The sequence below is a fragment of the Flavobacterium hankyongi genome, assembly GCF_036840915.1.
Taxonomy (GTDB): domain Bacteria; phylum Bacteroidota; class Bacteroidia; order Flavobacteriales; family Flavobacteriaceae; genus Flavobacterium; species Flavobacterium hankyongi.
Map to the genome: position 1 here is coordinate 1736416 of NZ_CP085725.1, position 24556 is coordinate 1760971.

Consider the following 24556-nt stretch of genomic DNA (forward strand, 5'->3'; position numbering starts at 1 on the left):
ACATGAAATTGAAAATTTTTATTGCTTGCATTATGGCACAATTTGCCAGTATGAATGCGCAAACGTCAGCCCCAACGACGGTAAGTACAAATCCGGGAACATTAACCGGTAAAGTAGTAGACAAAAGAACAAATGAACCAATTCCTTATGCATCAGTTACCGTAAAAGATGGCGCTACTATAGTTTCCGGAGCTATCACTAAAGAAAATGGAACATTTACTGTTACAAATTTAATCTTAAAAGACCTTACTGTTGAAGTTCAGTTCATGGGTTATAAAAAATATGTAAAAAACTTTTCGCTTTCTAGCAATGATAAAAGTGCTAATTTAAACATAGCTCTAGAAGAAGAAGCTACACAACTTAACGAAGTCAGTGTTGTAAAAGAAAGATCAACTATCGAACAAAAAATTGACCGCAAAGTGGTTAATGTTGGTAAAGATTTGGTTGCATCTGGAACAACAGCTTCTGAAATGTTAAACAATGTACCAACTTTAAGCGTTGACCCTCAAACAAAAGAATTAAGTCTTCGTGGCAACACAAATGTGAGAGTTTTAGTTGATGGAAAACCAACTAACATTGATGCAACTCAATTATTACAACAAATTCCTTCATCTTCAATAAAACAAATTGAATTGATTACAAATCCTTCAGCAAAATATAATCCTGAAGGTATGAGTGGAATTATTAACATCATTTTACATAAAAATGCCAATACAGGATTTAATGGAAGTATTAATACTGGAGTTACTTTTGGTATCACTCCAAAAGTAAATACTGCTTTAAACTTAAACTATAAAGTTGGTAAAGTAAATTTTTATACTAATTACGGATTAAATCATGGTAAAAATGCAAATCATGGTGACATCCAAAACTGGCAACCAGGGTTAGAAAGTCAACAGTTTTTTAAATTCAACAATAAAAATACTTCTCATTTATTAAAATTGGGAATGGATTATTATATCAATGACAAGAATACATTGTCAATTTTTACTAACCAAAATATTGTTGATGGAAGTGGATCTGGTAATACAATTGTAGATTATTATGATAATTTTACATTACCAATAAATCAAGATAGTAATCAGGATTTTACCTCTGATTCAGAAAACAAAACACAAACTTACGATATATCATTCAAACATGATTTTGACAAAAAAGGTGAAAATTTAGAAGTCCAAGCTAATTTCTCTAATACAAAATCTCCTGAGTTAACTAATTATGATCAAATAAGTTCACCAAGTGGTACAAGAAGATTAACACTAAATGATGTTAAACGAGATACTGACTACTTACAAATTAATGTTGATTATGTAAATCCTTTATCTGAAACACTTCGTTTAGAATTAGGTGCTGAGACTAGAATTCAAAACATAGAGAACAGTCTATTTGAAGATATTACTTCTACAACAGGATATACTAAAACAACAAATTCTGGTTTTGATTTTGGAAGAAATATTAGTTCTGTATATGGAACATTAGGAAAACAATGGGGTAAATGGAGCGGACAATTTGGTGTCCGTGTTGAACATTACAATATCACAGGTGATTTTAGAAATGTAACCGATTCTTTTATCAATTCAGAAGATATTAATGATAATCAAAAAATTAAAGATAACATTTTTACAGTTTATCCTTCAGCATTCGTGACCTATAAACCTAACGAAAAAGATGCTTTCAACTTTAATGTTTCAAGACGTGTTGATAGACCAAGTGTAGGTCAAATAAGCCCTATTCGTGAATGGACAACTCCAACAGTAGAATCAAGAGGTAATCCTAACTTAGTACCACAGTTTACTAACTCATTTGAAGCAAACTATACACGAACAATGAAGTTAGGAACTGTAACATTTGGAGCATTTTACAGATTAATTTATGATGAAATTTCAAGAATATCATACACTGATCCAAACGATGATACTAGAAGAATTTTAGCATGGGACAACTTCAAAGACAATAATTCATTAGGTTTAGAATTAACATCTAATTTAAAACTAACGAAATGGTGGTCTGCAAACGCAAGTACTGATGCTTACTTTAAGACTGTAAGAGGTACAGTACAAAACGCTAATACAAAAGAACAAGAATTTGCTGAAGTAGATGTTGTTGCTTTCAATGCAAGACTAAACAATACATTTACAGCAACTAAAAACTTACGTTTTACTTTATTTGGAATGTATAGAGGTCGTGATTTGAGTTTACAATTTGAGCGTCTACCAATGTACAAAATGGACTTAGGAGCATCGTATAGCATATTAAAAGGAAAAGGAACTATAACTACACGTCTTAATGATGTTTTCCAAACTATGCATTTTGCTTTTGATGGAAACATACCTTATAGACAAAAAGGAGCATTTTACTGGGAAAGCCGTACACTTTACGTAGGATTTAACTACAACTTTGGTGGTGGAAAAAACAGAGCCCTACAACGTAAACAACGTGATGCAAATGAAACTCAAGGTGGCGGTGGTGGATTATTCTAAAACCAACATATTATAAGTAATAAAAAAGCCTCGATAAATTATCGAGGCTTTTTTTATTTTAGAATGTAAACTTTTTTGATAGAATCTAACTTCGGAAATTTTTTTAAGAATTCCTTTCTTTTTACTGCTAAAGAATCATAAACTTCCATCGTTTCATTTCCATAGCCAGAATATAATTTTTCAACCACTTCCATTCCTTTAGTTACTTTTCCTAGCGGAGGAAAACCTTTTACTTTGTTGTAAAAAACCGTATCTAGTCGTTTATTATCTTTTAAATTGATAAACAAATGATTGCCTCTAGAATTTTGTCCTGATCTGGCATAACTAATCGCTCCTTTTAGATTACTCCCTTTTACAGGTTCATCTTCTACTTTATACCTGTCCCAATTATTAACAGTTGCCGTTGAGTCCATATGACCAAACTGAGCCACAAAATTAGGAACTACTCTATAAAATACTATTCCGTTGTAAAAGTTATGGCTAATTTGTTGATAAACTCGATCTACTGCTTTAGGAGATAAATTTCTGGTAAATTCAATTTCAAAATCACCTTGAGAGGTTTCAAATCGAGCTTGAAAATTTTCAGGAGCCTTTTCATTCATCCATTTCTCATTAAAAAATGGTTTGCCACAACTTAATGCAAAAAGAGAAATTATGATGATTGATTTTTTCATCAATTACCATTTGATGATTACACTTCCCCAAGTAAAACCAGAACCAAAAGCCGCTAGAACAACTGTATCTCCTTCTTTAATTTTACCTTTTTCCCAAGCTTCTGTTAAAGCAATTGGAATAGAAGCAGCAGTTGTATTTCCATAGTCCATAATATTATTATACACTTGGTCATCTGTTAACTGGAACTTTTGTTGAATAAACTGTGAAATTCTCAGATTTGCTTGGTGAGGAATTAGCATATCAATATCAGATACTTGAAGATTATTTGTTTTCAAACCTTCCATAATCACTTCACTAAAACGAACAACAGCATTTTTAAATACAAACTGTCCATTCATGTGAGGATAATAACTTTCATCATCAGGATCATTATCTTTCAAAATATCTAAAACCCAACGTTTACCCATACCAGGAGCAATTAAAGCCAATTCTTCTGCATATTGGCCTTCAGAATGTAAATGAGTAGAAAGAATTCCTTTTGTTAAATCTTCTTCTCTTGAAAGTATTGCTGCTCCTGCTCCATCACCAAAAATTACAGATACTCCACGACCACGAGTAGTAAAATCTAGACCACGTGAATGAACTTCAGATCCTATTACTAAAATGTTCTTATACATTCCAGTTTTAATATATTGATCTGCAATAGAAATCGCATATACAAATCCAGAACATTGATTACGAACATCGAGTGCTCCTACCGTTTTTAATCCTAAATCACGTTGTACTAAAACACCAGGTCCTGGGAAATAATAATCTGGACTTAATGTTGCGAAAATGATAAAATCTATATCATCCTTATCTATTTTGGCTCTTTCAATTGCTATTTTGGCAGCTTTAACTCCCATAGAAGTTGTAGTGTCTTCTTGACTATTTACATGTCTTCTTCTTTTTATTCCTGTACGCTCCTGAATCCACTCATCATTAGTGTCCATTATTTTAGACAAATCATCGTTTGTCACCACATTATCAGGCACATAATATCCTAAACCTGTAATTTTAGAATGATACATATTTTATATTTTAGTTAAAAATCAGTTTGCAAATTTACGTTTACCACAAAAATTAACAATACAAATTAGGTAAATTTTCTGAATTGACAATTTTACCTTTCATTAAGTTTTGTTTATTTTGTAAAAAAGTTAAAAAAAATGGATTATATAATCATATGTTTAGTATCCTTGCTAGGTGCTGGACTAACTCTTTTCTCTGGATTTGGTTTAGGAACCCTCCTTTTACCTGTCTTTGCTTTATTTTTTCCTATAGAAGTATCCGTTGTGTTAACTGCAATAGTCCATTTTTTAAATAATCTTTTTAAATTTTTTCTTTTTGGCAAGAATGCTGATAAAACTGTGATATTAAAATTTGGTCTGCCTGCTATTTTATTTGCTTTTTTAGGAGCTTATATTTTGGAACTACTAACCAAGTCATCATCATTTTTTGAATACACAATCAACAATAAAATATTCCGAATAACTCCATTAAAATCAATAATAGGATTGCTATTGATTATTTTTTCTTTATTCGATTTCATTCCAAAATTTAAAAATCTTGAATTTGATAAAAAGTATTTATCAATTGGAGGGATACTAAGTGGCTTTTTTGGAGGTATCTCTGGACATCAAGGCGCGCTTAGGAGTGTTTTTTTAGTCCGCTCTGGTTTATCAAAAGAATCTTTCATAGTAACTGGTGTTGTTATAGCATGTTTAGTAGATATTTCTCGATTAAGCATATATATACCAAAAATAGTTAGTACCGAAGTAGCTTTAGACTTCAAATTAGTTTTACTAGCCACATTATCTGCATTTTTAGGCGTATACTTTGGAAATAAATTACTTAAAAAAACTACTTTTAAAGCAATACAAAACATTGTAGCCATTTTACTCCTTTTTTATGGAATATTGCTAATTTTTGGAATTATTTAAAAAAATGTTAAGATAAACTTTTATAAAAATTTGAAGTGTATTTTTACAATACAAACCATAACATATGAAAAAACTATTCTTATCTGTCTGTTTTCTATTATCAGGCTATTATGGAATTTCTCAGGAAAACCTCAACTATCAAAAACCATCTAAAGAAATTTTAGAACTAGCAGAATATCAAGCTGCTCCTTCTGTTTTAATGGACAGTAAAAAAACTTGGATTGTTTTTACTTTTAGAAATACCTACAAATCATTAGATGATTTAAATCAGGACGAAATGCGTTTAGGAGGTTTACGAATTAATCCTAAAACGAATATTTCTAGCTCTTTAACGTACATCAACAATCTTAAAGTCAGAAAAGTTAAAGACAAAAATGAGTTACAAGTTAGCGGATTACCTGAAAATCCTAAAATTGCTTATCTAAATTGGTCACCAGATGAATCTAAAATGGCCTTTACAAATACTACAAAAAATGGTGTAGAATTATGGGTATTAGACATCGCAACGGCATCTGCAAAAAAATTAACTGAAGCTAATTTAAATGCAAACATTGGAAATCCATACAATTGGTTTAGAGATGGGCAAAGTATTTTGGTAAAATCATTACCAAAAAACAGACCTGAATTACTTGATACTAAAAAGGATTTACCAACTGGCCCTACAGTTTCAACTTCAGATGGGAAAGTATCACAAAACAGAACTTTTCAAGATTTACTTAAAAACAAAGCGGATGAAATCAATTTTGAAAATTTAATTAAATCAGAATACTACAAAGTTACTCTTGATGGAACTGCTACTTTATTTAAAAAAGCAGATTTATATATGAGTGAATCATTTTCCCCTGATGGAAATTATTTACTGGTAAATACAATTGAAAAACCGTTTTCATACATCGTCCCTTTTAACCGTTTTCCAATAAAAACTATTGTTTATGATAAAGCAGGAAATGAAGTAAAAACTATTAACGAGTCGCCTTTAAACGAAATTATGCCTAAAGGTTTCATGGCTGTTAAAAAAGGTAAACGTAGTCTTTCTTGGCGAACAGACGAACCTGCGACAATATGTTTTGTAGAGGCTCTAGATGGCGGAGATCCGGCAAACAAAGTAGATTTCAGAGATGAAATTTTTGTTTGGAAGGCTCCTTTTACTGAAAATGCAAAATCAATTTTAAAAACTCCACAACGACTATCAGGTATCACTTGGGGTAATAACACGACCGCAATAGCTTATGATAACTGGTACGATACCAGAAATACAAAAACATATTTGTTTAATCCTTCTAATCCTTCTGAAGCTCCAAAAGTGATTTCAGATAGAAATTCTCAAGATGTTTATTCTGATCCGGGCGACTTTGAAACAAAAAGAAACGAATATGGACGTTATGTTTTGGCAATTGAAAACAACAACTTATATTTAATTGGACAAGGCTTTACAAAAGAAGGTCAATTTCCTTTTATTGATGAATTTAATTTAAACACTTTAAAAAAGAAACGCTTATACCAATCTGCTTACAAAGACAAAAAAGAAGATATTCAATCTATTGAAGATTTCAAAAAAGGTGATGTTTTAGTGAAAATTGAATCTAAAACAGAATTCCCCAACTATTACTTTAGAAACATTAAATCTAAAGAAAAATTAACTCCGATAACGGCATTCAAAAATCCATTTGAAAGTATTAAAAACGTTTATAAAGAAGTAATTAAATACAAACGAAAAGATGGCGTAGAACTTTCAGGAACGTTATACTTACCAGCTAATTATGACAGAAATGCTAAAAAGGAAAAACTTCCTTTATTAGTTTGGGCTTATCCAACAGAATTTAAAGATAAAAATTCGGCAGGACAAACCACACAAAACCCTAATGAATTTACATTCCCTTATTATGGATCTTTTGTGTATTGGGTAACTAAGGGATATGCAGTACTTGATGACGCTTCTTTCCCAATTATTGGGGAAGGAACTACAGAACCAAATGATACTTTTATTACGCAACTTGTCGCAAATGGTGAAGCTGCTATCAATGCTGTTGATCAATTAGGCTATATAAATCCTAAAAAAGTTGCCATAGGAGGGCATTCTTATGGTGCTTTTATGACAGCAAATTTATTGACACACTCTAATTTATTTGCTTGCGGAATTGCTCGTAGTGGCGCTTACAACCGCACATTGACTCCATTTGGATTTCAAAGTGAACAACGTAATTACTGGGAGGCCCAAAAAGTGTACAATGAAATGTCGCCATTTATGAATGCAGAAAAAATGAAGACTCCGTTGCTTTTAGTTCACGGTGATGCAGACAACAATCCTGGAACTTTTACATTACAAACTGAGCGTTATTTTCAAGCCCTAAAAGGCTTAGGCGCTCCTGTAAAAATGGTTCTTTTACCAAAAGAATCTCATGGATATGCTGCAAAAGAAAACATTTTTCACTTACTATGGGAACAAGATCAGTTTCTAGAAAAACATCTTAAAAACTAATACAATAAAAAAGCTCCTTTAAAGGAGCTTTTTATTATCTAACAACATTCAAACTTACATCTAATTGCAATTCTAAAGGAGTTGGATGTTCAAAAAACAAAGGTTTACCATTAAAAGCGGCTTTAACAAGATAATGACCACCTTTAAAATAGTTTTGTTTCACCGTTACTTTAAGCACTCCTTCTTCGGCTACTTTTAACTGATGCGGATATACCAAAATAGTTTCAGAAATTGCATTTTTATTCACTATTAACTCATTAACCTCACCAAATAAAGAAGCTACATACTTATTTTTTGGGTTCTGATAAATTTTCATTGATGGGGCTTTACAAATTACTTCACCACCTTTCAAAACAATCGTTTCATCAGCAAATGACAAAGCATCTGTACTGTCATGTGTTGCAACAATAACTGTAATACCTCTTGCTTTTAAATACGCAAAAAGATTTCTACGTAAAGCATTTTTTCTAAAATTATCAATATGGCTAAAAGGTTCATCTAACATTAAAACTTCAGGTTCTAAAGCCAAAACTCTCGCTAAAGCAACTCTTTGTTGTTGTCCTCCACTTAATTCATTAATTCGTACTCTAGAATACTCTCCCATTTCAACAATGTCCAACAATTCCTGAATACGCAAACGCTTAATGGCAAGCAACTGATTTGACAAAAACTTCCCAACACTTTCTGCAACAGTTTCGTAAGGCATTAATCCAAAATCTTGTGCCATATATTTCATAAATGGCATCCCTGGAACCAAATTATATTTAGGCCCTAATACTTCTGTATCGTGCCAAAAAATATTGCCTGCATTCAAATCATGTAATCCGTAAATTAATTTTAGTAGTGTACTTTTACCACAACCGCTTTCACCAATAACAGCAATATTTTGCCCTTTTTGGATTTCAAAATTAATTGACTTGATAATGATTTTATCAGTATAGCCAAACGATATATTATTTACCTGAAGCATTATTTAAAATTAGGAGCACAAAAATAGTGAGATTACCAATAAAAAAGCTGTCACAAAGGACAGCTTTTTCAACAATTATTTTAAAAATTATTGTCCTGCTTCTTTTTTAGCATCTTGAATCATTTTTTCATTCGCAGTAATTGCAAATTCCACGCGACGATTTTCTCCACGTCCAGCATCTGTATCGTTACTTGCTATTGGTTCAGTCTCTCCCATTCCAACAATTTTGAAACGTGAAGAACTCAAACCTCTACCTGCTAAGTAATTTTTAACTGATTCTGCTCTCTGTTTTGACAAATTCATATTGTAATCATCTGCACCTTTGCTATCAGTATGCCCAAATATTTCAATGTTAGTATCTGGATATTCTTTAAAAACAGGAACTAATTTATCCAAATTTCCTTTTGCTTTAGTAGTTAAAGTAGCTTTATTAAAATCGAAATTAACCGAATTTTCTCCTAAAGTCAATTTAATTCCTTCTCCTACTCTTTCTACTTTAGCTCCAGGTAGCGACTCACTTATACTACGGGCTTGACGATCCATTTTGTTACCAATTAAACCACCAGCAACTCCACCAACAACTCCACCAATAACAGCACCTAAAGCTCCATTTCCACCCTTACCAATATTGTTACCTAAAACTCCACCAAGTACAGCTCCACCAACAGCACCAATCACAGCACCTTTTTGTGTATTATTAGCATTTTTTACAGATTCACAACTCGATAATGTCATTCCTGAAATCAACGAAAAGGACAATATATATAGAATAGATTTTTTCATAATTTATTTAGTTACGTTATTTTTTTTGAACTGATACACTACGCTAGTTAATTTACCTCCAACATCAATTTTATCGATTAACTGAAAAGATTCTTGTGTTTGATTAGTCAATAAAAGAATATAACCATCTCTTACTTTTCTCGCTTTTTCTCCAGCATCAAGAAGTTTTAATACAAATTGCTGATCTTTATTAACGTACCATTTTATTTTTGATGCAAATTGTGGACAGTTAGCTTGTGTTAATTCCATTGTTCCTGAATCATTATTTGAGACAAACTGCCAATTACTTCCAACAAAACATTTAGAGTCTGCAATATCAAATGAAGTTACTTTAATATAATCTGAACCAGGAAAAGAAACTGATGTAATTGTCCAATTTCCTTTAACAGCTACTTGTGACCTTCTATCAACAGTACTTGATGCAGCCACTGTTTGCTTTGGCTTACAAGACATCGCTAGTCCAATTAAACATAAAAATAATGCTAGTCTTTTCATATGATTTGTTTTTAATGTTTGATAATTCAAAATTATACTCGAAAGGGAGTACCAAATTTACATAATTTTAGCCGATTCTTATACTATTTCTACTACGACATTTTGTCATTTTTTAAAATTTGGTATTTAATTTGAAAGGCAACAAATATTAACTTTAAAACTATTCTATATGACAACAGGAAAAATTAATGTTTCGGTAGAAAACATATTTCCCTTAATCAAGAAATTCTTATACAGCGACCATGAAATTTTTCTTCGTGAATTAGTTTCAAATGCAACCGATGCCACTCTGAAATTGAAACACTTAACCAGTATTGGTGAAGCCAAAGTTGAATATGGCAACCCAATTATTGAAATTAAGAACGATAAAGAAGGCAAAAAATTACATATCATCGATCAAGGTTTGGGAATGACTGCTGATGAAATTGAAAAATACATCAACCAAGTAGCATTTTCGGGCGCAGAAGAATTTTTAGAAAAATATAAGGATTCTGCAAAAGATTCAGGTATTATTGGTCATTTTGGTTTAGGATTCTATTCGGCCTTTATGGTAGCTCATAAAGTAGAGATTATCTCTAAGTCATTCAAAGATGAGCCTGCAGCACACTGGACATGTGACGGTAGTCCTGAATTTACACTAGAACCTCATTCAAAAACTGAAAGAGGTACAGAAATAATCCTACACATTGCTGATGATTCGTTAGAATTTTTAGAAGATTTCAAAATCCGTGAATTACTTACAAAGTATAATAAATTCATGCCAGTTCCAATTAAATTTGGAACAAAACAAGAAGCACTCCCAAAACCAGAAGATGCTCCAGAAGATTACAAAACAGAATATAAAGAAGTTGATAATATAATCAACAACCCTAATCCGACATGGACAAAACAACCTGCAGATTTAAATGACGAAGATTATAAAAACTTCTACCGTGAGTTGTATCCAATGAGTTTTGATGAACCTTTGTTCAACATTCATCTTAATGTCGATTATCCTTTTAACTTAACTGGTATTTTATACTTCCCTAAGTTAGGTGATAACATCCAAATTCAAAAAGACAAAATTTCATTGTATCAAAATCAGGTTTATGTTACTGATAATGTAGAAGGTATTGTTCCTGAGTTTTTAATGATGCTTAAAGGTGTGGTCGATTCACCTGATATTCCTTTAAATGTTTCTCGTTCTTATTTACAGGCCGATGGAAATGTGAAGAAAATATCGAATTACATTACTAGAAAAGTATCCGACAAATTAAAATCTCTTTTTACAGAAAACAGAGTAGATTTTGAACAAAAATGGAATGACATCAAAGTTGTTTTAGAGTACGGAATGCTTTCTGAACCTAAATTTTATGAAAAAGCAGGTTCCTTTGTTTTATATCCTACAACAGATGGTAAATATTTCACACTTGAAGAACTAAAAGAAGCTATTAAAGACACTCAAACTGATAAAAATGGGAAGTTGGTTGTTTTATACGCTTCAAATAAAGAAGGGCAACACAGTTATATAGATATTGCTACTGCAAAAGGATATCAAGTGTTACTTTTAGATTCTCCAATTGTATCACATGTAATTCAGAAGTTAGAAGCAGATAATGAGAACTTAACTTTTTCTCGTGTAGATGCTGATCATATTGATAAATTAATTGCTAAAGAAGAAACACAAATTTCAAAATTATCTGATGAAGAAAAAGAAAAACTAAAAAATTCATTAGAAGGAATTGTCCCAAAAGAAACCTATACTGTTCAACTTGAAGCTATGGAAAGTTCGGCAGCACCATTCATTATCACACAGCCAGAATTTATGCGCCGTATGAAAGAAATGAGTGCAACGAGTGGTGGCGGAATGTTTGGTATGGGCAATTTCCCTGAAATGTACAATTTGGTTGTGAATTCAAATTCAGATTTAGCATCAACTATTCTAAAAACGGAAGATAAATCTATACAGGAGGATTTGGTAAAACAAGCTCTTGACTTAGCAAAATTATCTCAAGGTTTGTTAAGAGGTGAAGAACTAACAGCCTTTGTAAAAAGAGGATTTGAAACACTTAAATAAGTAGAAAATAAAAGAAGAAAGACCAGTTTACAAATTTGTAAACTGGTCTTTTAATTTTTAATTACCAATTAACGTTCCGTTATCTTCTTTTTTATCTTTATTCAGCATGTTGGGATCTTCCTTGGCTAATTTATTTTTGGTTGGAATTTTATAGTTAATTGAAAACCCATAACGACGAGTATCATTTTTATTGGTAACTGTCAACGGAGTTAGTCTTGAGTTTAACTGTCCTTTATTGGTATTTAAAATATCATCTAAATTAATCGAAACTGATAATTGATTATTTAAGAATTTCTTCGAAAAATTCATATTCAAACTAGCGTTTAAAGGCTTGTCAATTCCAAAATAATAATAGTTTCCTCCAGCTGGAATAAAATTATAAGTAGTCATCCATTTTACTTTTTGAGGCAATACCACTTGCGACATAAGATTTATGTACCAAAAAGCTTTGGTCTTTATATTTGGGATTTCATGCAATTGACGACCTGCAAATACATACAAGAAATTCATTTCGTCAGGATTCACATTCATTTTCATAGTTTCAGCCAATCCTTTTGTAAACAACATATACGGTATAGGCATACCAAAATTGATACTATGAGATCGAAGTTGTGAAACATTAATGTTAGTATTAATCATCCTATCATTTTCATATAAAATTCGTTGGACTACTTGATTATCGCCAACACTTAAATTATAACTTAAAAAAGCATAATCGATAGCGCTAATTTTAGCTTCAAAATTATTATAAATAGTAGGTTGTAATTGTGGATTACCTATTGTTTCTGCATTTGGATTTTGATAAGTTGTATTGTTAGGATTTAGTACCGAAGTACTTGGCAATGAAATCTTTTTACTATAGTTCAAATTGAAATACACTTGTTTAGAAAAATTGTATTGTACACTGGTGTTTGGAAAAAATCGGAATTGTTTAAAAGGTATTAAATCACCTGTATCTGTTTTTCCAGAAATATCATAATCTTCTGCTCTTCCTCCCAAAATGAAGTCAATTTTTTTCAATTTAGCCTGAAATTCCAGATAAGTTGATGCTGTTCTACGACGGTAATCCAAATTGGTTATTCCTTCATTCTTGGTTTTAAAAAACAATTCTTCATACAATGTTCCAAAACTCATTTTACCTTCATCTAATATTTTCAAAGGTTGAGAATAATCAGCTTTGAAATTATACAACTCCTGAAGAGAAGAATTATCTAAAACCAAAGTATTGAATGTTACCGAATTTAACATAAAATCAGTATTCATTCGATTGTAATTGAAACTGAAATCTAACTTCTTCGCTTTGTTCTCAAATCGTTTTTGAAAAGTAGCCACTGCATCTTGACGGGTATTTTTTGTATCTCCTTTATCTGAAGTTTGAAAAGTAGTTGCGCTAGGTAACTCTCCAAAAGCATTGGTATAACTATTGTTTTTATTGTAAATCAAATCATAATTTAAAAGTAATCTGTCTGCGCCAAAATCGAAAGTCAATCCCGATTTGGCATAATAATTTCGATTAATTCTATCCGCATCACTTTTGTTCAGTATCGTTTTGGTATTATTTTCTGTCTTAATTACTTCGTTCCAAAGTCCTCTTTCAGCATAATTTTGTCCAATGTTTAATTGCCATCCAAACAATTTATTCTTAGCACTCAACATCAGTCCATTATTAGCTCTCCAGCGAATCGATTCATTATTTGAAAAACTGGTGCTGTTAGTATAGGTTGCAGATAAATAATTTTTAGCTTTTTTATTGGTGATAATATTCAAAATGGCTCCTCCTGAAGTGGCAGGAAATTCAGCTCCGGGTTGTGTAATCACTTCAATACGTTCTACTGAATTGGCAGGCATACCGTCTAGAAAAGAATTCAACTCATTAGATGAAATATTTAACGGACGACCGTCTAAATACACGTCTAATTGTTTTCCTTGATACAACATTCCTGCTATATCTGTAGCAATTAAACCAGGCAATTTTTTGATTCCTTCCAATAGCGAACCAGAGTTTAAATAAGCCTGACCTGAAAAATCGAAAATTGTCCTATCAGCTTTTTGTTCGACTGCTTTTTTCTCTTTTACAATGGCAACTTCATTAAGTGTGTTGATTTTTTCTTTGTTAGACTGTTGACTCTCTTGTGCTGAAATGGAATAAATTGAAATAAAAAATAAGGTGGAAATAAAAATTGATTTGTGCATTTCTCTGAATATAATTGCTCGTTAGACTAGTCAATCAGAAAAAAGTTACAAAAAAATAAACAATTATTTTTCTAAAATCTTGATGATTTCTTTTACATTTTCTCCTCTATATATTATTTTACCATCCCTGTCAATTAAAAAATATGTCGGTAAAGATTTAATATTTAGGTTTTTGTTAATTTTTGTTTTAAAACTACCATGAAAATTTCCCCAACTAATATTGTATTTTTCAATTGTTTGCTTTGCTTTTTCTATTGAAACATCGGTTGAAATACCAATCATATTTAATTTAGATTCATATTTTTCCTGCAATTGCTTTATTTCTGGAAACCTCTCAATACAAGGCCCACACCAACTGGCCCAAAAATCTATTAAAGTGTATTGCTTATCTTTTATTAACAAATCAGTATTTTTCACAATACCTTTAAAATCAATAATTTTAAAATTTTCAAGATAAGTACCTATATAATTTCCGTAATTTTTATCAAACTTCTTCAATTCACTCAAATACAATTTTGAAATTGAAGAGTTAACACTATCAAATTTAAATTGTTGCTTATTAATTAAGATTGTATCACCTTTATAATATTGAAATTGACTCACAAAGCTATCATCTTGATGCTTAAAATCAATTTCTTTGGGAATTATAAACAAACCACCTCTATTATTATCTATTCCTTGATAAAAAAAGGAAAACTTTTGATTATCAAAGTTTAATTTTCCCTCCCAAAAATCAACATATTTGTATTTAAATGAAATTTTAGTTTCATTATTTTCGTGAATAACAGATGGATAAATTATTATTTTTCTGTGATATATTTTTATTTTTTTATCTGAATAAATCTCATAAGAATAGTCCTGAATTTCAGATTTTTCTATCCTATCATCATCTTTACTGATTTTTGCTTTTATATCAAAAGTTTGCTTCAAATTATCACCAAAATTTTTATTTCTATCTGTATCAGCTGTAATAAAAACATTTCCTTTTTGGTATTCAACCATTACAACAAATCCTTGACTAATTGACTTTTGAGATAACTCAAGAGTGTCAATCCTTCTTTTTTTACAATATTCTAAAAATTGAGCTTTATCATATTTTTTTTCTTTATACAAATCGAAAATGTATTGGCTAAAACTTTCAGATTTTAAATAAAAAAAAACTGAATCATTTTTAGAAATACCTTTATATTCATTATGAATTGTATTTGAAAATCCAGTGATTTCATCTACTAAATTCAATTCATAGCTCATTCTATTCATATGAAAAATATTTTTTTTTGGTCCAATTACTGGTTTCAAAATAATTTCATATGACATTTTATCTGATTGACAGAATAGAAGAAGTGATAAGCTAACAAATATTTTAAGCATAACTTATTTATTGGGGATAAAAATTCTCCTCAATGTAATCTATCTCCATTGACAGCTATTAAATGATGAATATGTTCCATCCGGATTTTTACAGGTTGTATTTGCACAATAAGAGTTTGTAGGACAATTTTTATCATTAGAACAATCGTCCTGAGGGCATTTTACAAGATTATTATTATTTAAGGCTCCTTTAATACTTTTTTGTTGTATCTTACTCAAGATAACAACACCTTCCAAATTTAAAATGTTTTTTTACATAATTAAGATTTTTAATTTTTATTAATCAAACATAATTCTTTTTAAAGACAAAACAATAACAATTTAGTTAATTTTGTAGAAAAATTCTTTCATTTAAAATTATACCTAATAAATGAAAATTATTTCAGAAATTTGAAAGTATATACACCGACATGACATTATCTATAGAAACACCTGCATTATTATTCTCTGCCACTTCATTAATTCTTTTGGCTTATACCAACCGATTTTTGACTATCGCGCAAATTATTCGCAGTTTAAAAAAAAATTATGAAGAAGTTCATAACAAATCAATCCTTTTAGAAATCCACAATCTAAACAAGCGCCTAACCTTGATACGTTTTATGCAACTTATGGGAGTACTTTGCTTGTTTTTATCCGTTTTTGCAATGCTTTTACTTTTTGTAGAAATGCAAAATGTTGCGATTTATCTTTTTGGATTAAGTATGCTGTGCTTATTAATTTCATTAGGGATCTCATTTTGGGAAATCAGTATTTCGGTTAATGCGCTGAGAGTCCACCTTAGTGATTTAGAAGAATTTTCTAAAAAAGATTAAACCATATTAAACTTACATAGTCTTATCATTAAACTAAAAAATACAGACTATGAAAAATTGTGTTGCTTCTGTTCTTCTTATTTTAGGAATAACATCCGCTTTTGCCCAACAAAACGAAGCTCCTGAATATTCTGGAGAAAATTTCAGTCTTGAAGGCGCCCTTTCTATGCTTAAAAAAGCAAATACCATTGAAGAATTTGAATCTTTCATCAACAAAGAAAATAACGATGTTAACAATCTTGATTTAAACGATGATGGAGATATCGACTATATAACTGTTGAAGATATTATTGAAGGAAACAAACACGTTTTAGTTCTATCTGCAATTATTAACGAAAAAGAAAAACAAGATGTAGCTACCATTGTAATCGAAAAAACAGGTAACGAGGAAGCACAGCTACAAATTTTTGGTGATGAGGATTTGTATGCAGAAAACACCATTGCTGAACCATTTGACGTTAATGATAAGATGGATTCAGGAAAAAATGGCCCAGCTATCCCCAAATTAGTTACAACAAGAATTGTAGTAAATGTTTGGTTTTGGCCAAGTGTACGATTTATTTATGCTCCTAGCTATAGAGTTTGGATTTCGCCTTTTCGCTGGGCAGTATATCCAAGATGGTGGAAACCTTGGAGACCAATGCGTCACACTGTTTTCGTTACTCGTTGTCATGTACATAAAACTTATATTCATAGAACACCTACACGTCGTGTTGTAGTACATAAATCATATGCGCCAAGAAGACATTCATCTACCACTATAGTTAAAAACAGAAGAGGAACTACTGTAATTCATAAAGGAAAAACAGGAAGAGTTAGAGCTGTACATCATAACAGAAGAAGATAAAAAAAGTTCGCCGCAATACTTTTTTAAACAAAAAACATAACTTATAACTCATAACTCACAACTATACATTATATTTGCCGGCTTTTTAAAAATGAAATGATGGCGAATAATAATGTATTAAAAGGAGTTTTATTAGTAGGTCTTGGAGCTACAAGTTATGGTATGTTAGCGACTTTTGTAAAACTTGCTTACCATGATAAAGGAATGACTGGTTTACCTTTTACACCAGCTGAAGTAATTACATCACAATTTATATTAGGAATCTTTGTGATTCTATTAATTAATGCTTTTCAAAAAGCTAAAAAGAAATCTGAAGTAGTTAAAGCAAATAAAAAAGACATTACTCAACTAATGATTGCTGGTACTTCTACAGGATTGACAAGTATTTTTTATTATCTAGCTGTAAAATATATCCCTGTTTCTATTGGTATTGTATTATTAATGCAAACGGTTTGGATGGGTGTTTTATTAGAATGGATTTTAGAGAAAAAAAGACCTTCAAACATTAAAATAATTGCGGTCCTAATTGTTTTAGCAGGAACTGCTTTAGCAACAAATCTTATACAAAATACTGTTACCCTTGACTGGCGAGGTGTAGTTTTAGGATTATTAGCGGCAGCTTCATTCACAACAACGATGTTTACTGCAAATAAAGTAGCGACACATATATCATCTGCACAAAGAAGTTTATATATGCTTTTAGGCGGTGCTATTGTCGTTTTCATTTTTGCATTTTACACACAGGCAACTCCTTTTAACTACGACATTTTCATGAAATGGGGTGTATTGTTAGCGATTTTTGGAACAGTTATCCCTCCTATGCTTATGAATGCTGGATTTCCTCATACAGGAATTGGACTGGGAAGTATAGTTTCATCTTTAGAATTACCAGTGTCTGTTTCTATGGCTTTTTTAGTTCTTGGAGAACAAGTTGTATTAACGCAATGGATTGGTATTGTATTGATCATTTTTGCCATTATAATCATGAACATTCAGTTCGGAAAAAAATAATTTTTTAAACTTTATAAGACTTTTTTAGGTAAATTCGTAAGAAAACTACAACTTATGGGTTTACCTTGGCATTTATATGCAATGGCTTTATTGTATATTTTAGCAGGAATCAATCATTTTAGAATTCCAAAATTATACTATAAAATTATCCCTCCTTACTTTTCTAATCAAAAGCTTTTGAACATAACCAGTGGTGTTGCCGAAATTATTCTAGGTATTACACTTTGCATTACGCAGTTATCAAATTACGCAGCATGGGGAATCATTATTCTATTAATTGCCATATTTCCTGCCAATATTTTTATGTATCAAAACGATAAAGCAGCACTTGGTTTACCCAAATGGGTAAGACTACTGAGGTTGCCATTGCAGTTTTTACTCATTTATTGGGCCTTTCAATACACTTGTTAACCAACTAAACTATATAATATTATGAAAAATTTAATTGCAGAATTTTTTGGAACCTTTTGGTTAGTTTTTTGCGGCTGTGGAAGTGCTCTTTTCGCAGCTGGATATCCAGAATTAGGAATAGGTTTTGCGGGAGTTTCTCTAGCTTTTGGTTTAACTGTTGTCACGATGGCGTATGCTGTAGGGCATATTTCAGGTGGACACTTTAATCCTGCTGTTTCTCTAGGGCTTTGGGCGGGTGGTCGATTTGATTCTAAAGATTTAGTGCCTTATATAATTGCACAATGTGCTGGAGCAATTGTTGCTGCAGGATTTTTATATTTAATTTTATCTGGAAAAGCAGGTTTTGCAATAGATAATACAAAAGCTGGAGCATTTGCTTCAAACGGATATGGAGCTTTCTCTCCAGATGGTTATTCTATAGTATCTGCTTTTGTGACCGAATTTATTCTAACTATGTTCTTTTTACTAATCATATTAGGAACTACTGATAAATTTGCTAACACTAAATTCGCTGGATTAGCAATAGGTCTAGCACTAGTATTAATACATTTAGTAAGTATTCCAGTAACCAATACTTCAGTAAATCCAGCTCGTTCATTATCGCAGGCAATCTTTGCAGGCGGAGAACCTTTAATGCAAGTTTGGATGTTTTGGGTTGCCCCAATTGCTGGAGCAATTGCTGGAGGGTTTATTTATAAATCATTCTTAGAAACTAAAGCAGCTTAATTTTATCATATTTAATAAAAAAAGCGACAAAGTTTTGTCGCTTTTTTTATTTTTGACAGATGAGTTTATTCCCTGATGAAAAAATAGTTTTCACACTTCCAAATGCCGAAATAGAGTATTTCCCAAGTTTTTTTTCACTTGAAGAATCCAATAATCTTTTTGAAAAACTTAAAACCGAAGTGCAATGGCAACAAGATACTATAACAGTATTTGGTCATTCACATTTACAACCTAGACTAACTGCTTTATATGGTAACGAAGGAAAACCTTATGGTTATTCTAATATTGTGATGCAACCTCATCAATGGAGTCCTTTAATCATGTATATTAAAAATGAAGTGGAAAAAGTTTGTGGAGAAAATTTTACAACTGTGCTTTTAAATTTATATCGTGACGGACAAGACAGCAACGGTTGGCACGCTGACAATGAAAAAGAATTAGGACGAAACCCAATAATAGCTTCAATTAGTTTTGGTGCCGAAAGGGTTTTTCAACTTAAACACAATTCACAGGATATAAAACAAAATATCACACTCGAAAACGGAAGTTTATTAATAATGAAAGGAACAACGCAACACTTTTGGAAACATCAAATCCCGAAGACAAAAAAGGAAATTGGGCCGAGAATTAATTTGACCTTCAGGATTATCAAATAATTTTTTTATTAAATTTGAGTACTAAACCTACTCAAATTATGATAAGCGAAATTGTAAATTATTTTCAAACCATCCCATCATCTCATAGAAGTTTTCTGTTAATTGGAGGAATTACTCTTTTTTGGATAATAGAAAACGGATTCCCTTTATTTAAGTTTAAATATAACAAATGGCAACACGCTGGGATTAATTTCTTCTTTACTTTAACCACAATAGTTATCAATTTTTCCTTAGCATTCCTACTATATAAAAGTTCTGTTTTTGTTTCTGAAAATAAATTCGGTCTTATTTATTGGTTTCATTTAGACAATCTTTGGTTACAAGCAATTGTAGGTTTATTATTCATGGATCTTATAGGAGCATATACTGCTCACCTTGTGCAACACAAAACAAAACCTTTGTGGAGATATCATTTAATTCATCATACAGATACTTGGATTGACACCACAACGGCCAATAGACATCATCCAGGAGAAAGTGTTATCCGTTTTATTTTTACAATTTTTGCTATAATAATAGTTGGAGCCCCAATTTGGTTATTCTTTTTGTATCAGTCACTTTCTGTGTTTTTATCACAGTTTAACCATGCAAATATGTCGTTACCAAAAACATTAGATAAGTATATCAGTTACATCATAGTTTCACCAGATATGCACAAAATACACCATCATTATAAATTACCTTATACAGATAGTAATTATGGAAATATTTTTTCTATTTGGGACAGATTATTTGGAACATTTATGGTAATGCCACGAGAAGAATTAATTTATGGAGTAGATACACATATGAAAGAGGAAGAAAATAATAAGCTTTCCAACTTACTAGCAATTCCTTTTCAAAAATATAGAGCACCCGAAAATTAAAATTTATTTTTTAATATCTTTTTATTAATATTGGTATAAGTATTGCAAGTTTATTTTGAATTAACATTTTATAAATGAGAAAAAGTAAAATCGCTGATTTAGACAGAGAAACTTTAGAAAGACTAGTCAGCATGGCACAAGAGGAAAGAAAACCTTTTGAAGTAATTAAGGAAGAATTTGGCATTAGCGAAAATGAAGTAACAGAGCTAATCCGTAAGCGTTTATCCAAAGATCAATTTGAACTTTGGAAGAAAAAGGTAACAGCAACAAAACCTAAGCCTAAGCAAGCTAATGTTGATGATTTTGACGAGGAACTAGATGGAAAATACTATTTGAAAAATAAATTCGATTAATTATTGACTCCTGAAATTCAGGAGTTTTTTATTTTCAATGTAACAAAAAACAATATACACACACATATAGCAAAAGTAAAAATCTAAAAAATGAAAAAAATATTAATAGCAGCGTCATTCGCTTTTTTCATGATGAGCTGTAAATCAGGTCAAACTAGCACAACTGCTGTTACACCTGAGGTAAAAGTTAACATTGACCTAAATGTTATTAAAGATGATAAAGTAATGGTTACTGTATTACCTTCTCCAACTAAAGAAGAAACAGTAACATTCAACATTCCTAAAACTGTTCCTGGAACTTACTCGGCAGACAACTACGGAAAATATATTGAAAACGTAAAAGCTTACGACGCAAAAGGAAACTCGCTTCCTATTGCTAAAATGGACGATAATACTTGGAGAATTTCGGAAGCAACAAAATTGAGCAAAGTTACGTATTGGGTAAACGATACTTATGACCAAGAAACTCAAGGAGGAATTGGTGGTAAAGATGTATTCTCACCGGCTGGAACAAACATTGATCCTGATTGTTTCATGGTAAATACTCATGGATTTGTGGGCTATTTTTCAGACAAAAAAGAAGTTCCTTACACTGTAACTATTTCGCATTCAGATAAATTATTTGGTGCAACTTCTATGACCGATTTAGACGCAGCAGCTAATCAAGATACATTTAAAGCATCTCGTTATGCCGAATTGGTAGATCATCCAATTATGTATTCTAAACCTGATTATACTACTTTTAAAGTAGAAGATATGGACATCTTAATTAGTGTATATTCTCCAACTGGAAAATTTAAAGCTGCCGATATTACTCCTGCAATGGAAACAATGATGAAAGCTCAGAAAAAATTCTTAGGCCCAATCAACAATACAAAAAAATATGCGGTTCTATTATATCTTTCTGATTTAAGTAAAAACGACGCAAAAGGTTTCGGAGCTTTAGAGCATACTACTTCTACTACTGTAGTCATGCCTGAAATGATGCCTGAACAAGAAATGGCAGAACAATTAAAAGATGTTGTTTCTCACGAGTTTTTCCACATTGTAACTCCTCTAGGAATTCATGCTAACGAAATTCATTATTTCGATTTCAATGCACCTAAAATGTCTAAACATTTATGGATGTATGAAGGTGTAACTGAATATTTTGCCAACTTATTCCAAATCAATCAAGGATTAATTTCTGAAGATGATTTTTATAATAGAATGTCAGACAAAATTCGTCAAGCCTCACAAATGAACGATACTATGCCATTCACTAAAATGAGTGCTAACGTATTAGAAAATCCGTATAAAGATCAATACTTAAACGTATATCAAAAAGGAGCATTAATAGGAATGTGTTTAGATATTACAATTCGTGAAAAAAGTAATGGTGAAAGAGGTATTTTAGATTTAATGCAAAAATTAAATAATGAATACGGAATCAACAAACCATTTAACGATGAAGAATTGTTTGATAAAATTGTTTCGCTAACGTATCCAGAAGTAAAAACATTCCTAGATACTTATGTAAATGGTCCAACACCAATTCCATACGAAGAGTTTTTTGCTAAAGTGGGTGTAACAAAAGCCAAAACAAAAGTTGCTGGTAATGTATTCTTAAAAGGGCAAACACCTTACATTACGGTTAACCCAAACACAAAGGAAATTATGCCAATTCCAGGAATAGATTTACCTGAATTTTATACTAAGCTAGGTATCAAAAACGGAGATGTAATAGCAGCAATAAATGGGACAAATTATAATTTAGATAATATTTATGATTTAATCATGGCTAGCCAAAGCTGGAAAGATGGTGATGCCATCACTGTCAAAATTAAACGCGATGGTAAAGAATCTGAATTAAAAGGAAAAATCGTTTTACCTTACGAAGAAGTAGATGGCTACCAATTAACTGACAAAAGCAAAAACGCTCTTAAAGAAGCTTGGTTAAAAGGATAATTTTCAATTATAAAAGTATTTAAATCCTCATTTTGTAAATCAATTTGAGGATTTTTTTATTACTTTGCGCCAAATTGAAAAAACATGTATAAAGTTATTATAGCAGCTCTTTCTCTTTCATTATTAGTTGCTTGTGGAGAAGAAAAAGCTAAAGGAAATTTAGAAATTACAGGAAATATTAAAGGCTTTAAAAAAGGCAAATTATATATTCAAAAAGTACAGGATACTACATTAATCGCGCTTGACACAATTGTTTTAAACGGTGAATCATCATTCAAAAGTATTATAAATATAGATTCTCCTGAAATGCTATACTTATTTGTCGATAGAGGTGTAACCAATTCTCTTGACAACAATTTATTATTTTTTGCAGAACCTGGAAAAATAAACATTGATACAGATTTAGAATTCTTTTTAGGCAATGCTAAAATAACTGGATCTAAAAACAACGATTTATACACAGATTATAAAGGAATTATCTCTAAGTTTAATGAACAACAATTAGAATATGTTAAAGATGAATTAATGGCATTAAAAAACAAAAAAGATATCTCTGCTGAAAATGCTAAAAAACAAGAGACGTTGCTAAAAAAACGTTATTTATATGCCGCAAATTATGCATTAACACATGCTGATAAAGAAGTAGCTCCATATATTGCTTTGACAGACATTTATGACATGAACATTAAATATCTAGATACAATTCAAAAATCGATGTCCCCTGAAGTTGCAAAATCAAAATACGGGCAAAAATTCACTCAATTTCTTAAAGAAAGAAAAGAAAACGAAACAACTACATCAAAAAAATAAATACTTTTAGAATACTAAAAAATAAAGCCTCCTTATTGGAGGCTTTATTTTTTATATAATAGACTAGTAAAAGATCTGGATTTTATATAAATAAAAAAAGGTCTTCTCATTTGAAGACCTTTTTTGAGCCGATGGAGGGACTCGAACCCACGACCTGCTGATTACAAATCAGCTGCTCTAGCCAGCTGAGCTACACCGGCAAAAGTGTATTATTATTTTGAAAAAAATTGAGCCGATGGAGGGACTCGAACCCACGACCTGCTGATTACAAATCAGCTGCTCTAGCCAGCTGAGCTACACCGGCGACTCATTTCGGGTGCAAATATAATGGAGTTTTTTTAACTTCCAAACACTTACACCCTAATTTTATTGATTTTTTACTACTATAATGCGTTGATTTTATCAACCAACTGATTAGCAGCTACTTCTAAATCCTTATTGATTTGATTGAAATGTGCTTTTTTATTCTCAACGTTTTTAGCATTAACTTTAGTAATTAATCCGTCGAAAGTAGCAATCACTTCTTCGATAATTGCGTTAGTCGCATCAGACGGCTTACCAGTAGTAGTCATTTCATATAAATAAACTGCCTCAATGATATCACCCATTACAAAGTTGATGTCTTTTTTTAAGTTTTTAACACTTCCCATTTTTATGTATTTTAAATTTTGGTTGCAAAAGTACAATTAA

General features: G+C 31.2%; 22 protein-coding genes and 2 tRNA genes. 14 read left to right on the forward strand and 10 right to left on the reverse strand.

Annotated elements, in window-relative coordinates:
• The first annotated feature begins 2 nt into the window (after positions 1-2).
• A complete protein-coding gene (locus LJY17_RS08130) occupies positions 3-2480 on the forward strand; it encodes an outer membrane beta-barrel family protein (protein ID WP_264543342.1) in 2478 nt (825 codons plus the stop codon).
• Positions 2481-2533: 53 nt separating this feature from the next.
• On the opposite strand, the gene LJY17_RS08135 is transcribed toward LJY17_RS08130, so the two are convergent.
• Both LJY17_RS08135 and LJY17_RS08140 read right to left on the reverse strand, forming a co-directional pair.
• Complete coding sequence (locus LJY17_RS08135) at positions 2534-3154, reverse strand: peptidylprolyl isomerase (RefSeq protein ID WP_264543343.1); 621 nt, start codon at positions 3152-3154, stop codon at positions 2534-2536.
• A 3-nt stretch (positions 3155-3157) separates the two neighbouring features.
• A complete protein-coding gene (locus LJY17_RS08140; protein WP_264543344.1) occupies positions 3158-4165 on the reverse strand; it encodes a 3-oxoacyl-ACP synthase III family protein in 1008 nt (335 codons plus the stop codon).
• Positions 4166-4303: 138 nt separating this feature from the next.
• Between LJY17_RS08140 and LJY17_RS08145 the strand changes: the two genes are divergently transcribed.
• Together LJY17_RS08145 and LJY17_RS08150 are read left to right on the forward strand one after the other, a co-directional pair.
• On the forward strand, positions 4304-5077 hold the full coding sequence (locus tag LJY17_RS08145; protein ID WP_264543345.1) for a sulfite exporter TauE/SafE family protein: 774 nt from the start codon (positions 4304-4306) through the stop codon (positions 5075-5077).
• 64 nt (positions 5078-5141) lie between these two features.
• Positions 5142-7556 (forward strand): alpha/beta hydrolase family protein, encoded by a 2415-nt coding sequence (locus LJY17_RS08150; RefSeq protein WP_264543346.1) that lies wholly within the window; start codon positions 5142-5144, stop codon positions 7554-7556.
• A gap of 34 nt (positions 7557-7590) precedes the next feature.
• On the opposite strand, the gene LJY17_RS08155 is transcribed toward LJY17_RS08150, so the two are convergent.
• The 3 genes from LJY17_RS08155 to LJY17_RS08165 form a co-directional block, all read right to left on the reverse strand.
• Entirely contained in the window at positions 7591-8526 is a 936-nt protein-coding gene (locus tag LJY17_RS08155) for an ABC transporter ATP-binding protein (protein WP_264543347.1), read from the reverse strand.
• An 87-nt stretch (positions 8527-8613) separates the two neighbouring features.
• Positions 8614-9309, reverse strand: a complete 696-nt coding sequence (locus tag LJY17_RS08160; RefSeq protein ID WP_264543348.1) for an OmpA family protein — start codon at positions 9307-9309, stop codon at positions 8614-8616.
• A 3-nt stretch (positions 9310-9312) separates the two neighbouring features.
• The gene (locus LJY17_RS08165; protein WP_264543349.1) at positions 9313-9804 is read right to left on the reverse strand and encodes a lipocalin family protein; all 492 of its coding nucleotides are present in this window, start codon (positions 9802-9804) and stop codon (positions 9313-9315) included.
• 169 nt (positions 9805-9973) lie between these two features.
• On the opposite strand from LJY17_RS08165, the gene htpG reads away from it, so the two are divergent.
• Positions 9974-11860, forward strand: coding sequence for a molecular chaperone HtpG (htpG, locus tag LJY17_RS08170; RefSeq protein ID WP_264543350.1), 1887 nt, complete (start codon positions 9974-9976; stop codon positions 11858-11860).
• A gap of 57 nt (positions 11861-11917) precedes the next feature.
• Here htpG and LJY17_RS08175 read toward each other — a convergent pair whose 3' ends face one another.
• Complete coding sequence (locus LJY17_RS08175; protein ID WP_264543351.1) at positions 11918-14053, reverse strand: outer membrane beta-barrel protein; 2136 nt, start codon at positions 14051-14053, stop codon at positions 11918-11920.
• Between the two features lie 63 nt (positions 14054-14116).
• Positions 14117-15424 carry a TlpA family protein disulfide reductase gene (locus LJY17_RS08180; protein ID WP_264543352.1) on the reverse strand — a complete coding sequence of 436 codons (1308 nt, stop codon included), beginning with the start codon at positions 15422-15424 and terminating at the stop codon, positions 14117-14119.
• A gap of 410 nt (positions 15425-15834) precedes the next feature.
• On the opposite strand from LJY17_RS08180, the gene LJY17_RS08185 reads away from it, so the two are divergent.
• The 10 genes from LJY17_RS08185 (at position 15835) to LJY17_RS08230 (ending at position 23866) form a co-directional block, all read left to right on the forward strand.
• Positions 15835-16239 carry a DUF2721 domain-containing protein gene (locus LJY17_RS08185; protein ID WP_264543353.1) on the forward strand — a complete coding sequence of 135 codons (405 nt, stop codon included), beginning with the start codon at positions 15835-15837 and terminating at the stop codon, positions 16237-16239.
• A 49-nt stretch (positions 16240-16288) separates the two neighbouring features.
• Positions 16289-17086: a hypothetical protein gene (locus LJY17_RS08190; protein ID WP_264543354.1), complete on the forward strand. Its 798-nt coding sequence runs from the start codon at positions 16289-16291 to the stop codon at positions 17084-17086.
• Positions 17087-17185: 99 nt separating this feature from the next.
• Complete coding sequence (locus tag LJY17_RS08195; RefSeq protein WP_264543355.1) at positions 17186-18097, forward strand: EamA family transporter; 912 nt, start codon at positions 17186-17188, stop codon at positions 18095-18097.
• 54 nt (positions 18098-18151) lie between these two features.
• Entirely contained in the window at positions 18152-18508 is a 357-nt protein-coding gene (locus tag LJY17_RS08200; RefSeq protein ID WP_264543356.1) for a DoxX family protein, read from the forward strand.
• Positions 18509-18529: 21 nt separating this feature from the next.
• On the forward strand, positions 18530-19234 hold the full coding sequence (gene aqpZ, locus LJY17_RS08205) for an aquaporin Z (protein WP_264543357.1): 705 nt from the start codon (positions 18530-18532) through the stop codon (positions 19232-19234).
• 59 nt (positions 19235-19293) lie between these two features.
• Positions 19294-19890: an alpha-ketoglutarate-dependent dioxygenase AlkB family protein gene (locus LJY17_RS08210; RefSeq protein WP_264543358.1), complete on the forward strand. Its 597-nt coding sequence runs from the start codon at positions 19294-19296 to the stop codon at positions 19888-19890.
• A 41-nt stretch (positions 19891-19931) separates the two neighbouring features.
• Positions 19932-20756, forward strand: coding sequence for a sterol desaturase family protein (locus tag LJY17_RS08215; RefSeq protein ID WP_264544891.1), 825 nt, complete (start codon positions 19932-19934; stop codon positions 20754-20756).
• 74 nt (positions 20757-20830) lie between these two features.
• Positions 20831-21109 (forward strand): TIGR03643 family protein, encoded by a 279-nt coding sequence (locus LJY17_RS08220; protein WP_264543359.1) that lies wholly within the window; start codon positions 20831-20833, stop codon positions 21107-21109.
• Positions 21110-21199: 90 nt separating this feature from the next.
• Positions 21200-23056, forward strand: a complete 1857-nt coding sequence (locus LJY17_RS08225; RefSeq protein WP_264543360.1) for a peptidase M61 — start codon at positions 21200-21202, stop codon at positions 23054-23056.
• 84 nt (positions 23057-23140) lie between these two features.
• Positions 23141-23866 carry a DUF4369 domain-containing protein gene (locus LJY17_RS08230; protein WP_264543361.1) on the forward strand — a complete coding sequence of 242 codons (726 nt, stop codon included), beginning with the start codon at positions 23141-23143 and terminating at the stop codon, positions 23864-23866.
• A 126-nt stretch (positions 23867-23992) separates the two neighbouring features.
• On the opposite strand, the gene LJY17_RS08235 is transcribed toward LJY17_RS08230, so the two are convergent.
• The 3 genes from LJY17_RS08235 to LJY17_RS08245 all read right to left on the reverse strand — a co-directional run bounded on the left by LJY17_RS08235 (position 23993) and on the right by LJY17_RS08245 (position 24516).
• Positions 23993-24066: transfer RNA gene (locus LJY17_RS08235), tRNA-Thr, on the reverse strand.
• A gap of 30 nt (positions 24067-24096) precedes the next feature.
• Positions 24097-24170 (reverse strand) — tRNA-Thr (locus tag LJY17_RS08240).
• Positions 24171-24249: 79 nt separating this feature from the next.
• Entirely contained in the window at positions 24250-24516 is a 267-nt protein-coding gene (locus tag LJY17_RS08245) for a hypothetical protein (protein ID WP_264543362.1), read from the reverse strand.
• Between the last annotated feature and the right edge of the window lie 40 nt (positions 24517-24556).

Bases quoted from the DNA above. Each gene is read 5' to 3' on its own strand.
- LJY17_RS08130 (WP_264543342.1), top strand. From the start codon at position 3: ATGAAATTGAAAATTTTTATTGCTTGCATTATGGCACAATTTGCCAGT.
- LJY17_RS08135 (WP_264543343.1), bottom strand. From the start codon at position 3,154: ATGAAAAAATCAATCATCATAATTTCTCTTTTTGCATTAAGTTGTGGC.
- LJY17_RS08140 (WP_264543344.1), bottom strand. From the start codon at position 4,165: ATGTATCATTCTAAAATTACAGGTTTAGGATATTATGTGCCTGATAAT.
- LJY17_RS08145 (WP_264543345.1), top strand. From the start codon at position 4,304: ATGGATTATATAATCATATGTTTAGTATCCTTGCTAGGTGCTGGACTA.
- LJY17_RS08150 (WP_264543346.1), top strand. From the start codon at position 5,142: ATGAAAAAACTATTCTTATCTGTCTGTTTTCTATTATCAGGCTATTAT.
- LJY17_RS08155 (WP_264543347.1), bottom strand. From the start codon at position 8,526: ATGCTTCAGGTAAATAATATATCGTTTGGCTATACTGATAAAATCATT.
- LJY17_RS08160 (WP_264543348.1), bottom strand. From the start codon at position 9,309: ATGAAAAAATCTATTCTATATATATTGTCCTTTTCGTTGATTTCAGGA.
- LJY17_RS08165 (WP_264543349.1), bottom strand. From the start codon at position 9,804: ATGAAAAGACTAGCATTATTTTTATGTTTAATTGGACTAGCGATGTCT.
- htpG (WP_264543350.1), top strand. From the start codon at position 9,974: ATGACAACAGGAAAAATTAATGTTTCGGTAGAAAACATATTTCCCTTA.
- LJY17_RS08175 (WP_264543351.1), bottom strand. From the start codon at position 14,053: ATGCACAAATCAATTTTTATTTCCACCTTATTTTTTATTTCAATTTAT.
- LJY17_RS08180 (WP_264543352.1), bottom strand. From the start codon at position 15,424: ATGCTTAAAATATTTGTTAGCTTATCACTTCTTCTATTCTGTCAATCA.
- LJY17_RS08185 (WP_264543353.1), top strand. From the start codon at position 15,835: ATGACATTATCTATAGAAACACCTGCATTATTATTCTCTGCCACTTCA.
- LJY17_RS08190 (WP_264543354.1), top strand. From the start codon at position 16,289: ATGAAAAATTGTGTTGCTTCTGTTCTTCTTATTTTAGGAATAACATCC.
- LJY17_RS08195 (WP_264543355.1), top strand. From the start codon at position 17,186: ATGGCGAATAATAATGTATTAAAAGGAGTTTTATTAGTAGGTCTTGGA.
- LJY17_RS08200 (WP_264543356.1), top strand. From the start codon at position 18,152: ATGGGTTTACCTTGGCATTTATATGCAATGGCTTTATTGTATATTTTA.
- aqpZ (WP_264543357.1), top strand. From the start codon at position 18,530: ATGAAAAATTTAATTGCAGAATTTTTTGGAACCTTTTGGTTAGTTTTT.
- LJY17_RS08210 (WP_264543358.1), top strand. From the start codon at position 19,294: ATGAGTTTATTCCCTGATGAAAAAATAGTTTTCACACTTCCAAATGCC.
- LJY17_RS08220 (WP_264543359.1), top strand. From the start codon at position 20,831: ATGAGAAAAAGTAAAATCGCTGATTTAGACAGAGAAACTTTAGAAAGA.
- LJY17_RS08225 (WP_264543360.1), top strand. From the start codon at position 21,200: ATGAAAAAAATATTAATAGCAGCGTCATTCGCTTTTTTCATGATGAGC.
- LJY17_RS08230 (WP_264543361.1), top strand. From the start codon at position 23,141: ATGTATAAAGTTATTATAGCAGCTCTTTCTCTTTCATTATTAGTTGCT.
- LJY17_RS08245 (WP_264543362.1), bottom strand. From the start codon at position 24,516: ATGGGAAGTGTTAAAAACTTAAAAAAAGACATCAACTTTGTAATGGGT.